This is a genomic window from Actinomadura rugatobispora (assembly GCF_055379765.1).
In genome coordinates this window covers 9,607,853-9,619,497 of sequence record NZ_AP029191.1, presented here as the reverse complement: position 1 = coordinate 9,619,497, position 11,645 = coordinate 9,607,853, and the positions used below count along the sequence as shown (strand labels likewise).

The window sequence follows — 11,645 nt, the reverse complement described above, 5'->3', positions numbered from 1 at the left end:
GGAAGATCGGAAAAAGACGCCTGAAGGATTTTCGAACACACCGGTCATGGAGGTGGAAACGAGACGTGTCCGCGTTCTGGGGCTGGATCGTACTGGCGGCCACGGTGGCGATGGCGGTCATCGTGGTCGAGGGCGCCCGGCGGCTGCTGGCCGGGCGGCGGCTCTCGGCGCGCTGGCCGGGCGCCGGGGAGGCGGCCCGGCACTGCACCGCTCCCGCGTTCACGTTCGCCGTGGTGATCAGTGCGAGCGCGGCGATGCCGTACCACGCGCTGAACGGCGCGGCCGAGGACGCGGTCCGCCATCTGCTCAAGATCGCCGCCATCGGCGCCACCACCTGGCTGGTGCTGCGGATCACCTACGCGCTCACCGAGCCGGCGCTGGCGCGGCTGACCCGGATCGAGGGCGAGCGCAACCGCCGGGCCCGCAAGGCGCGCACCCAGATGCTGCTGCTGCGCCGGATCGCGGCGGCCGTCGTGGTGGTCGTGGCGGTGGGCGCGGCGCTGTTCACCTTCCCCGCGGTGCGGACGCTGGGCGCCGGGATGCTGGCCTCGGCGGGCGTGGCCGGGCTGGTCGTCGGGATCGCGGCCCGGCCGGCGCTGGGCAACCTGTTCGCCGGGCTGCAGATCGCCTTCAGCGACGCGCTGCGCCTGGACGACGTGGTGGTCGTCCAGGGCCAGTGGGGCCGGATCGAGGAGCTGACGCTCTCCTACGTGGTCGTGTGCCTGTGGGACGACCGGCGGCTGATCCTTCCGGTGTCCTACTTCACCGAGCAGCCGTTCGAGAACTGGACCCGGCACTCCAGCCGCGTGGTCGGCTCGGTCACCCTGCACGTGGACTGGACGGTGCCGGTCGAGGAACTGCGCACCGAGCTGTACAAGATGCTGCGCGACAACCCGCTGTGGGACCGCCGCGAATGGATCCTGCAGGTCACCGACGTGCTGCCGAACGGACTGGTCCAGCTGCGCGCCCTGATGAGCGCGGCCGACTCCGCCAGCGCCTGGGACCTGCGCTGCGACGCCCGCGAGCACCTGGTCGCCTACGTCCGCGAGCACCATCCCGACGCGCTGCCCCGCTTCCGCGCCGAGCTGGCCGGGACCGGCGCGGCGGCCGGCGCCGACGCCGATGCCGCCGGCGGCCTCACGGCCGCGCCCGGCCCGCAGGCCGCCCAGCCGCCGGCGTACACCTGAGCGCCCGGATTCACAGGGCGGCCTGCGGCGGCCGATCCGAGTGCGCTCGTGTCGAGGCGGCGAGTCACACCGTGGCCCGCCGCCCTCGCGGGGATCTGAGCGCGGCGCGCGCCGGGCCCCGGGCCCATGCGGCTCCCGGCGCGCGCCCTCCGCCCCCTGACCGGTCGTGTCCGCCGTTCAGCCGAGCGTGATCTGGTCGCCCTGGACGGTGATCTTCTTCTCCTCCAGCGGCTCGGTCGCGGGCAGGTTGGGGAGCGGCGCACCGTCCGCGATCTTGAACTTGCTGCCGTGGCACGGGCAGTTGATCGTGCCGCCCGCCACCGCGTCGACCGGGCAGCGCCGGTGCGTGCAGAGGGAGCTGTAGGCCTTGAACTGGCCCGCGGCGGGCTGCACGACGACGACCTTCTCGGCCTCGAAGACCTTGCCGCCGCCGACCGGGATCTCGCTGGTCGCGGCCAGCGCCTTCCCGCCGCCGCCCCCGCCGGCGTTGCCGTTGCCGTTGCCCGCGGGGCTCTCGGCGCCGCCGGCCGAACCGCCGCCGTCGTCCCCGCCGCACGCGGCGGCGAGCCCCGCGACGCCGGCGAGACCGGCCCCGATCAGGAGCCCCCGGCGGGTCCCGCCCTCCGGTGTGCCGGCGGCGGTCGTCTCCGCGGGGGCCGGCGGCGCCGCGCCGGCCTCCGTTTCCGAGCTGTCCGTCCGCGCTGCGGGCGCCTGTGCCATGCGTCTCCTCCGTGTGTCGCGCGCGTTGGGTGCTTGCCGCGCGTGCCTCCACTGTCACCCTGGAGTACGTACGGCGGCGTTTGAAGGTTCAATCCATCCCGGAGCTTTTGCCGGGCGGACCGGGCGAACACCTTTCTACCTGCACGTTCGCGATGGACCTGCAGGGGCGCGCAACGGAAGCCTGCCGCCGGCGGCACACCGGGCGCGGTACGGGTGCGCCCGGTGTGCGGATGGGCCCCCGGCGGGGCGGAGACGGCGGGTCGGTCAGCCGAGGATCTTGGCGAGGAACTGGCCGGTGTGGCTGGCCTCCACCTTGGCGACGTCCTCGGGCGTTCCGGTGGCGACCACGGTGCCGCCCCGGGAGCCGCCCTCCGGGCCCATGTCGATGATCCAGTCGGCGGTCTTGACGACGTCCAGGTTGTGCTCGATCACGATCACCGTGTTGCCCTTGTCGACCAGCCCGTTCAGCACGCCCAGCAGCTTGCGGATGTCCTCGAAGTGCAGGCCGGTGGTGGGCTCGTCCAGCACGTAGATCGTGCGGCCGGTGGACCGGCGCTGCAGCTCCGAGGCCAGCTTGACGCGCTGCGCCTCGCCGCCCGACAGGGTCGGCGCGGGCTGGCCCAGCCGGACGTAGCCCAGGCCCACGTCGTTGAGGGTCTTCAGATGCCGGTGGATCGCCTTGATCGGCTCGAAGAAGACCGCGGCCTCCTCGATCGGCATGTCCAGCACCTCGGAGATCGTCTTGCCCTTGTAGTGGACCTCCAGGGTCTCCCGGTTGTACCGGGCGCCGTGGCAGACCTCGCAGGGCACGTAGACGTCCGGCAGGAAGTTCATCTCGATCTTGATGGTGCCGTCGCCGGAGCAGTTCTCGCAGCGCCCGCCCTTGACGTTGAAGGAGAACCGGCCCGGCTGGTAGCCGCGGACCTTGGCCTCGGTCGTCTGCGCGAACAGCTTGCGGATGTGGTCGAACACCCCGGTGTAGGTGGCCGGGTTGGAGCGCGGCGTGCGGCCGATCGGCGACTGGTCGACGTGCACCACCTTGTCGAGCTGGTCGACGCCGTTGACCCGGCGGTGCTTGCCCGGCACCGTGCGGGCGCCGTGCAGCTGCTTGGCCAGCGAGTTGTAGAGGATGTCGTTGACCAGGGTGGACTTGCCCGATCCGGAGACGCCGGTGACCGCGGTGAACACCCCGAGCGGGAACGCCACGTCGACGCCCTGGAGGTTGTTCTGCCGGGCGCCCTTGACGGTGACCTCCCGGCCCCTCTGCCGGGGGCGGCGGATCTCGGGCACCGCGATCTCGCGGCGGCCCGACAGGTAGGCCCCGGTCAGCGAGCGCTCCGAGGTCATCAGGTCCTCGACGGTGCCCGACACCACGATCTGCCCGCCGTGCTCACCGGCCCGGGGGCCGATGTCGACCACCCAGTCGGCGGCCTGGATGGTGTCCTCGTCGTGCTCGACGACGATCAGGGTGTTGCCCATGTCGCGCAGCCGCAGCAGGGTGTCCAGCAGCCGGTGGTTGTCGCGCTGGTGCAGGCCGATGGACGGCTCGTCCAGCACGTACAGCACGCCGACCAGCCCGGAGCCGATCTGGGTGGCCAGCCGGATCCGCTGCGCCTCGCCGCCGGCCAGGGTGGCCGAGGCGCGGTCGAGGGTCAGGTAGTCGAGCCCGACGTCCAGCAGGAAGCCCAGCCGGGCGTTGATCTCCTTCAGCACCCGCTCGGCGATGTGCCGGTCCCGCTCGCTCAGCTCCATGGCCAGCAGGAACTTGGCGCACTCGCCGATCGGCATCGCCGCCACGTCGGCGATCGACCGCCCGCCCATGGTCACGGCCAGCACGACCGGCTTGAGCCGCGCCCCCTGGCACGAGGGGCACGGGATCTCCCGCATGTAGCCCTCGAACTTCTCCCGGGTGGAGTCGCTCTCGGACTCGGCGTGCCGCCGCTGGATGTAGGGGATCACGCCCTCGTAGGCGGTGTAGTAGGAGCGGGTGCGGCCGTAGCGGTTCTTGTAGCGGACGTGGACCTGGGTCTCGTGCCCGTTGAGGATCGCCTTGCGCGCCTTGGCGGGCAGCTTCTCCCAGGGCGTGTTGAGGTCGAAGCCCATCGCGTCGCCCAGCGCCGACAGCAGCCGCAGGAAGTAGTCGCTGACGTGGCCGTTGGACCAGGGCTGGATCGCGCCCTCGCCCAGCGTCATCGTCGGGTCGGGCACGACCAGCTCGGGGTCGACCTCCATGCGGGTGCCCAGGCCGGTGCAGTCGGGGCAGGCGCCGTAGGGGGAGTTGAACGAGAACGAGCGCGGCTCCAGCTCCTCGAACGACAGGTCGTCGTAGGGGCAGTAGAGGTGCTCGGAGAACATCCGGGTGCGGTGCTCGTCGTCCTCGGGCAGGTCGACGAAGTCGAGCACGATCGTGCCGCCGGCCAGCCCGAGCGCGGTCTCCACCGAGTCGGCCAGCCGCTGGCGGGCCGAGTCCTTGACGGCGAGCCGGTCGACGACCACGGCGATGTCGTGCTTCTCCTGCTTCTTGAGCTTGGGCGGGTCGTCCAGCCTGATCATCTGGCCGTCGACCAGCGCCCGCGAGTAGCCCTTGGACTGCAGCTCGCGGAACAGCTCGAGGTACTCGCCCTTGCGGCCGCGGATCACCGGGGCCAGCACCTGGAACCGGGTGCCCTGCTCCAGCTCCAGCACCCGGTCGACGATCTGCTGCGGCGCCTGCCGGCTGATCGGGCGGCCGCACTCGGGGCAGTGCGGGTGGCCGATCCGGGCGTACAGCAGCCGCAGGTAGTCGTAGACCTCGGTGATCGTGCCGACCGTGGAGCGCGGGTTCTTGCTGGTGGACTTCTGGTCGATCGACACCGCCGGGGAGAGGCCCTCGATGAAGTCGACGTCGGGCTTGTCCATCTGGCCCAGGAACTGCCGGGCGTAGGCCGACAGCGACTCCACGTACCGGCGCTGGCCCTCGGCGAAGATCGTGTCGAACGCCAGACTCGACTTGCCGGAGCCGGACAGCCCGGTGAACACGATCATGGAGTCTCGCGGCAGGTCGAGCGAGACGTCCTTCAGGTTGTGCTCGCGTGCTCCACGCACGATGAGTCGGTCATGCACGGCGTTGCTCGGTTCCTCTTCTGGGCTCGGTGCCCTCCGGGCGCGACGACGGGTCCGCTGACAGGTCTGGCGCGGTGACAGGCTGGCGAGGGGGTACGACGTTTCCCCGTGTGCATAACAGCGGCGACCGCCGCCGCATTTCGCTTCCGAACCGTACACGTGTTCGAAGATCTATCGCCACCGGAACGCGCCGGGCCGCCTCCGTGCCAGGCTCACAGAGTACGTCCCGGCGCGCCGTGCCCCGGTGGGCCGTCGTCGAGGGCGAAGTCCAGGTAGCGGGCGGCGGAGCGGCGCACGGCCTCCTTGCCGTCCGTCTGGACGATCCTCCTCCACCACGCCCCGTACACGCGGGCGAACGGGTACGGCTCCAGCAGCCGCAGCGCCCGGCGGACGGTCCGGGGCCGTTCGGGGATGAGGTTCGGATAGGAGTACATGAAACCGACCCAGTCGCGGTCGCTCACCACCTGGAGGATGTCGCCCGACAGCAGCGCGCCGCGGCCGTCCTCGCCGTCCCGCCAGTGCAGGACCTGCCCGCCGGCGAAGTGCACCCCGGCGTTGATCAGGGTGAGGCCGTCGGCGATCTCGCGGGTGTCGCCGTCCCAGAAGACCACCGCGTCGTCGGGCCGGGCCACCCACCGGCGGTCCGCCGCGTGGATATGGACCGGGGCGTCGAACGCGCGGGCCCACTCGATCATGGAGCCGTAGAAGTGCGGGTGGCTGATCGCGACGGCCGAGACCCCGCCCAGCGCCCGCACCTCCCGGACCAGGTCGTCGTCGATGTAGCTGATCATGTCCCAGAGCACGTTGCCGCCCGGCGCCCGCACCAGCAGGGCGCGCTGGCCGATGGCCGTCGCGGGCTCGGCGCCGACGCCCACGATCCCCGGGCCCTCCGGCTCGACCCGGCCGCGGTGGCCGGCCGCCCGCAGCTCGGCGAGCGTCGTCCAGCGCTGGCCGTCCCAGCCGACGTACTGCCGCTCGTCCTCGCAGACGGGGCAGTCGGGGCGGGGCTCGGCGTACTGCACTCCGCAGGTCACGCAGATGGGATGCGTCATGGAGATCATTCTCACCCGCTGCCGGGAGCCGGGGCCGGGCAGGATGGTCCCGGACGCGCGGCGCCTCGCGGAGGGCCCGCGCCACCGGCGTACGGAAGGGGCGAGATGGGCGACTGGCGGCGGGTCCTGGCGGAGGTCGAGGCGGGCACTGAGCGGATCGCGGTGACGCTGTCCGGCCTGGACGAGCAGGCCGTGCGCGCCCCCTCGGCCCTGCCCGGCTGGACCCGCGGCCATGTGGCCACGCACATCGCCCGCAACGCCGACTCGCTCTGGAACCTGCTCGAATGGGCGCGGACGGGCGTGGAGATCCCGCAGTACCCGAGCCTGGAGGCGCGCAACGCCGACCTGGAGGCGGGCGCCGGCCGCGGCCCGCGGGCCCTGGCCGAGGACGTCCGCGCGACGGGCGAGCGGTTCTCCGAGCGGGCCCGGTCGCTGCCGGAGGAGGCGTGGGAGGCGACCGTGCGGGCGATGCCCGGCTGGTCCCATCCCGCGTGGTTCGTGGTGTACCGGCGCTGGCAGGAGGTGGAGACCCACCACGTCGACCTCGCCGCCGGCTACGGGCCCGCCGACTGGCCCGAGCCGTATGTGCGGTGGGCGCTGACCGGCACGCTCGCCGACCTGGAGGCCCTGCCCGCGGATCTCCGGGCGGGCCTGCGGGGGCACCGGCTGACGGCCACCGACACGGCGGAGACCGCGGACCTGGGCGCCGGTGCCGGCGGGCCGGAGATCTCGGGGTCGGGGCGGGCGCTGCTCGGCTGGCTCACCGGGCGGTCCGCGGGCGAGGGCGTGGCGGCGCGCCCGGAGGGGCCGCTGCCCGTGCCGCCGCCCTGGCCGCACGCTCCCAGCGCGTTCTGACCGCCGCGGCGGGCGCCTCAGGCGGCCTCGCCGGGGAAGCCGCGGCCGCCCGCCCCGGGCTCGGGATCGCCCGCCCCGGGATCGCCGGCCAGCCGGTGCAGCGCCTCCGGCGACCGCACGTTGATCATGTTGCGGGCGACGGCGAGGCCGCTCTGCTCGGCGGCCAGAATCCGGGCCACGCTGCGCCGGCCCATGCCCGCCCAGCGGCCCAGGTCCTGGCGGCTGACCGGCACCCGCACCTCGACGCCGCCGCGCGGGTCGGCCGACGGCCTGCCGAACCGGGCGGCCAGGCGCAGCAGCCGTCCCGCCAGCCGCCGCTCGGGCTCGTCGGGGAAGTGCGCCACGCGCAGCTCGTTGGCGTCGCGGAGCCGTTCGGCCAGGACGGCGGCGACGGCCCAGGCCGCGCCCGGGTGGGCGTCCAGCACGGCGCGGAACCGGGCGGCGGGCAGCACCAGCGCCTGCACGGGCGTCAGCGCCTCCACGCTGGCGTGCCGGGCTCCGCCGTCCGCCGCCTCCATCTCGCCGACCACGTCGCCCGGGCCCAGCACGTCCAGGATCGCGATGTCGCCGCCCCGGTCGATCCACACCTTGGCCGCGCCCGAGCGCAGCACGAAGACCTGCGACGCGCGGGTGTGCTCGCGGGTGAGGAACCCGCCCGGCTTGATCATCACGCTGACGCCCTCCCGCCGGAGGGCCTCCCGCGCGCGCTCGGGCAGCACGTCCCAGAACCTGGTGACCTCCATCTCGCCTCCCGTTCCACAAGTGAACTCGGCGGTACGGCGCTGGACCGCGTACAACTCCACACTCGGTGGCACCAGGCGGGGTGTCAGGGACGGGCGCCCTCCTGTCCCGCGCCCTGGCCCTCCTCCCCCTCACGGCCCTCCGACTCCAGCCAGCTGTCGATGGCACGGATGCGGCGGACGCAGTCGGCCGCCCCGGCGTCGTCGCCAAGGGCCAGGCACGCGTCACGCAGGCCCTCCAGCGCGGCCCGCTGCCCGCGGTGGTCGGCCATCTCCCGGCGGATGGCGATCTCGGCCCGGAAGTGGCCGACGGCGCGGGAGTGGCGGCCCAGCTTCCGGGAGGCGCCGCCCATGGTGTGGTGCGCGATCGCCTGCTCGCGGGTGTCACCGAGCTCGGTCGCCAGGTCCAGGGCCTGCCGGCCGGTCTCCAGCGCCTCGCCCACCCGGTCGAGCTCAAGGTAGATCGCGGCGAGGTGCACCAGCGCGGTGCCCTCGCTGTGGCGGTCGCCGACCTCGCCCAGCACCCGCAGCGCCTCCAGCTCCATCTTGAGCGCCTCCTCCGGGCGCCCGCCGTGCCGCAGCACGGCGGCGAAGGTGTCCATGCCGACGCCCATGCCGTACCAGTCGCCGATGTCGCGGCGGATCGCCAGGGCCTGCCTGGCCGCCTGCTCGGCCTCCTCGTACAGGTTCAGGCGCAGGTAGGTGCGGGCGAGGCTGCCCAGGGTGCCGGCCAGGCCGCCCTTGGCACCGAGGCGGTGCCACAGGTCCAGCGCCTCCAGGCCGAGGACGAAGGCCTCCTGGTCGCGTTCGAGGCGGCGCATGACCATCGACAGGTGCTCCAGGTCGTGGGCCTCGCCGTGCTGGTCGCCGATCTCGCGGCGGATCTCCAGGGCGCGGACCAGGTGCTCGCGGGCCTCCGGGTAACGGCCCAGCCGCCAGTACGCCACGCCGGTCTGGGCCAGGGTCTCCGCCTCTCCGGAACGGTCGCCGATCTCGCGGTGCAGGCCCAGGGCCTGGCCGCAGTAGGTGAACGCCTCGGCGAACCGGGCCGCGTCGCTCATCAGCATGCCCAGCGTGGTCAGCGCCTTGGCCTCGCCGTGGCGGGCGCCCAGGGCCTGGTAGGTGCGCAGGGCCTGCTCGGCGTCGCGCAGGGCCAGGTCGCGCAGTCCCAGGGAGGCGTTCATGCGGGCCAATTCGTTGAGCGCCTGCGCCGCGCCGTGCCGGTCGGCCAGGTCCTGGCGGATGTAGAGGGCCTCCAGGGCGTGCGAGACGGCTTCGTGGACGGCACCGCGCCGCCGGTGGACCTGTGCCAGGGTCAGCAGCGTCTCGGCCACGCCCGGCATGTCCTCGATGGAGCGTCGTATGCCGAGGGCCTCGCCCGCGTGGCGCAGGGCGGTGTCGTAGTCGGCCAGTCCGATGTAGGCGGTGGCGAGGGTCTCGTGGCCTTTGGCGACGCCGCCCCCGTCCCCCAGGGACTCGTGGATGGCGAGCGAGCGCCGTGCGTGCCCGATGGCCGTCAGGTAACGGCCCAGGGAGGCGTGGACGTCGGCGAGGGTCGCCTGGGCGGCGGCCTCCCCGAAGCGATCGGGCGGGTCCGCCGAACGGAAGCCGCGGCGGGCCTCCTCTCCGTAGCCGATCGCCTGGACCGACCCGCCCAGCTCGAAGTGGGCCACCGCGAGGTTGTGGAGCATGACGGCGGCGGCGCGCCAGTCCTCCTCGGCGCGGGCCGCCCTGAGACCGGCCTGGTGCACGTCGATGTTGCCCTGGCTGTAGCGGCGGAACCACTGGAAGTCGAAGAGGGCGTCCGCCAGCTCCCAGCACGTCCGGTGCAGCCCCAGCCGCGCGGCCTGGTGCACCGCCGCGACCAGGTTGCGCCGTTCCGCCTCGAACCAGGAGAGCGCGGCCGCCCCGGCGGCGGCGCCGGACGGTTCCCCGCAGGACCCGGCGCCCGTCCCCTCGTCCAGGGTGGGACGGCGCCTGCGGCTCAGCCGGCGTCCCGCGTCCCGGGCCTCGGCCAGGTATCCGGCGAGCAGGCGGCGCTGGGCGGCGAGGCGGTCACTGTCGGCGTCCTCGCTGAGGCCGCGTTCACGGGCGAAGTCGCGGAGCAGGTCGTGCATGCGGTACCGGCCGGGGCCGACGTCCTGGACGAGATAGGCCTGGCGCAGCGCCTCCAGGCATTCGCCCGCCTCCTCTACCGGACGCTCCAGCAGGGCCGCGAGCGCGCTGGGGGTGAAGTCGGGGCCGGCCACCAGGCCCAGGAGCCGGAACGCCTCGCGCTGCTCGCGCCGCAGCGCCCGGTAGGCGATGTCGAAGGTGGGGCTGAGCACGGCGTGCAGGCCCTGCGTCCCGGCGGCGTGCGCGCCGGTCTCGTGCAGCATGGCCGCGGGAAGTCCCGGGCTGTAGGACGGCGCCGCGGGCGCGTCCCGGTCGGCCAGCTCGCGGACCGTGTCGGCGATCGAGCGGCCGGGGTTGTCGGCCAGCCGGGCAGCCATGATCGCCAGTGCCAGCGGAAGGAAGCCGCACTCGCGGGCGAGCCGGGCCAGCGCCCGGTCCTCCTCCCGGATCCGCTCGTCCTCGCGGCCCAGCACGGCCGCGATCAGGTCGACCGCCTCCTGCACGGCCATCTCGCTCAGCTCCAGGGTGCGCACGTCGGCCCCAGGCAGCGGCGCGGGCAGCCGCCGCTGCGTGGTCGCGACGACCAGCCCGGCGTTGACGGCGGCGACCAGCGGGCGGATCTGCGCGGCGTCGGCGGCGTTGTCGAGGATGACCAGCATCCGCCGCCCGGCCAGCAGCGAGCGGCACTGGGCCTCCAGCTCCGCCTCGGTGCGGGGCAGCTGGTCGCCCGGGACGCCCGCGCCCCGCAGCACCTGCCCCATCGTCTCGGCCGGGGTGGCGGGGGCGCGCGTCGTCCCGCGCAGGTCGGTGAAGATCACGCCGTCGGGGAAGCGGCCGGCGACCCGGTGCGCCCAGTGCACGGCGAGCGTGGTCTTCCCCACCCCCGCCATCCCCTGGACGACGACCGCGCGCGGCATCGGCGACTGGGACACCAGCAGGTCGAGCTTGCCGAGGCCGACCGTCCGGCCGGTGAAGAACGGCTTGTCCGCCGGCAGCCGCAGCGCCGTCGGCACCCCGGACTCGGGCTCCAGCCGCACCGGCGAGCGGGCCGCGATCGACGCCCCGCCCGCCGCCCTGCCGGCGCCGGCCGCGTCCCGCCCCGGTCCGGTGTCGGGGACGGCCCCCGGCTCGACACGCGGGGAGTCGGCCCCGGGATGGTCGGGCCACTCGTCCCCCCACGGGCCGGCGGCGCGGCGCAGCCCCTCGGGGTCGAGGATGGTCAGCGGTCGCGCCCGGCGGGCCAGGATCCCCCGCGACCGCCACAGCCGGAACCAGCGCACCAGCGTCTCGCGGGAGATGCCCGACCAGTTGGCCAGCTCCGCCTGGCTCATCCGCAGCGGGATCTCCACCCCGCGCGAGGTCCGGCGCCCGAAGCGGTGCGCCAGCTCCAGCAGGTGGTAGGCCAGGCGCTGCTGGTGCTCGGCGGCCCGCACCGCGTGCCGCCGGCCCCCGAACGCCGCGCCCCGCGCCAGGGTGTGCATCATCGCCTCGGCCACCTGCGGGTTGGCGGCCAGCAGGCTGCCGAACTTCTGCCGGTCCAGCCGCAGCGCCGCAACGTGGTCGAACGCGGCCACGTTGCCGCGCTGCGGATGCCCCCAGGGCGCCAGCGCCCCGACCAGGTCGCCCGGCCCCACCAGATCGATGATCGACTCGTCGCCCTCGCTGGAGTCGACGAACTCCTTGGCGACCACGTCGGTCGCGGTGCCGGCCCCCGCCTTGAACACCACGTACACGCCGGGCGCGGTCACCCCCTGGTGGCACAGCAGGCCGCCGGGCGGGACGTCGGTGCGCCGGCCCATCGCGCGCAGCGCCTGCCGGTCGGTGGCGCCGAGCCGTTCCCAGAAGCTGCCCGGCCGCACGTCGTGGTCGATCAC

7 protein-coding genes are annotated in these 11,645 nt (G+C 74.2%); 2 read left to right on the top strand and 5 right to left on the bottom strand.

Annotated features, from left to right (window positions below; translation table 11 throughout):
• Window positions 1-65 precede the first annotated feature (65 nt).
• Window positions 66-1,187: a mechanosensitive ion channel family protein gene (locus tag ACZ466_RS43285; protein ID WP_378290732.1), complete on the top strand. Its 1,122-nt coding sequence runs from the start codon at window positions 66-68 to the stop codon at window positions 1,185-1,187.
• A 177-nt stretch (window positions 1,188-1,364) separates the two neighbouring features.
• On the opposite strand, the gene ACZ466_RS43280 is transcribed toward ACZ466_RS43285, so the two are convergent.
• The 3 genes from ACZ466_RS43280 to ACZ466_RS43270 form a co-directional block, all read right to left on the bottom strand.
• On the bottom strand, window positions 1,365-1,907 hold the full coding sequence (locus ACZ466_RS43280) for a Rieske (2Fe-2S) protein (RefSeq protein ID WP_378290729.1): 543 nt from the start codon (window positions 1,905-1,907) through the stop codon (window positions 1,365-1,367).
• A 264-nt stretch (window positions 1,908-2,171) separates the two neighbouring features.
• Window positions 2,172-5,009, bottom strand: coding sequence for an excinuclease ABC subunit UvrA (gene uvrA / locus ACZ466_RS43275; RefSeq protein ID WP_378290727.1), 2,838 nt, complete (start codon window positions 5,007-5,009; stop codon window positions 2,172-2,174).
• Window positions 5,010-5,221: 212 nt separating this feature from the next.
• Window positions 5,222-6,061, bottom strand: coding sequence for an MBL fold metallo-hydrolase (locus ACZ466_RS43270; protein ID WP_378290725.1), 840 nt, complete (start codon window positions 6,059-6,061; stop codon window positions 5,222-5,224).
• Between the two features lie 105 nt (window positions 6,062-6,166).
• Here ACZ466_RS43270 and ACZ466_RS43265 point away from each other — a divergent pair, with 105 nt between their 5' ends.
• Window positions 6,167-6,916: a maleylpyruvate isomerase family mycothiol-dependent enzyme gene (locus ACZ466_RS43265; RefSeq protein WP_464041914.1), complete on the top strand. Its 750-nt coding sequence runs from the start codon at window positions 6,167-6,169 to the stop codon at window positions 6,914-6,916.
• A gap of 17 nt (window positions 6,917-6,933) precedes the next feature.
• Here the strand turns inward: ACZ466_RS43265 and ACZ466_RS43260 are convergent, their stop codons facing one another.
• Together ACZ466_RS43260 and ACZ466_RS43255 are read right to left on the bottom strand one after the other, a co-directional pair.
• Window positions 6,934-7,659: a Crp/Fnr family transcriptional regulator gene (locus ACZ466_RS43260; RefSeq protein ID WP_464041913.1), complete on the bottom strand. Its 726-nt coding sequence runs from the start codon at window positions 7,657-7,659 to the stop codon at window positions 6,934-6,936.
• 83 nt (window positions 7,660-7,742) lie between these two features.
• On the bottom strand, window positions 7,743-11,645 hold the full coding sequence (locus ACZ466_RS43255) for a tetratricopeptide repeat protein (RefSeq protein ID WP_378290719.1): 3,903 nt from the start codon (window positions 11,643-11,645) through the stop codon (window positions 7,743-7,745).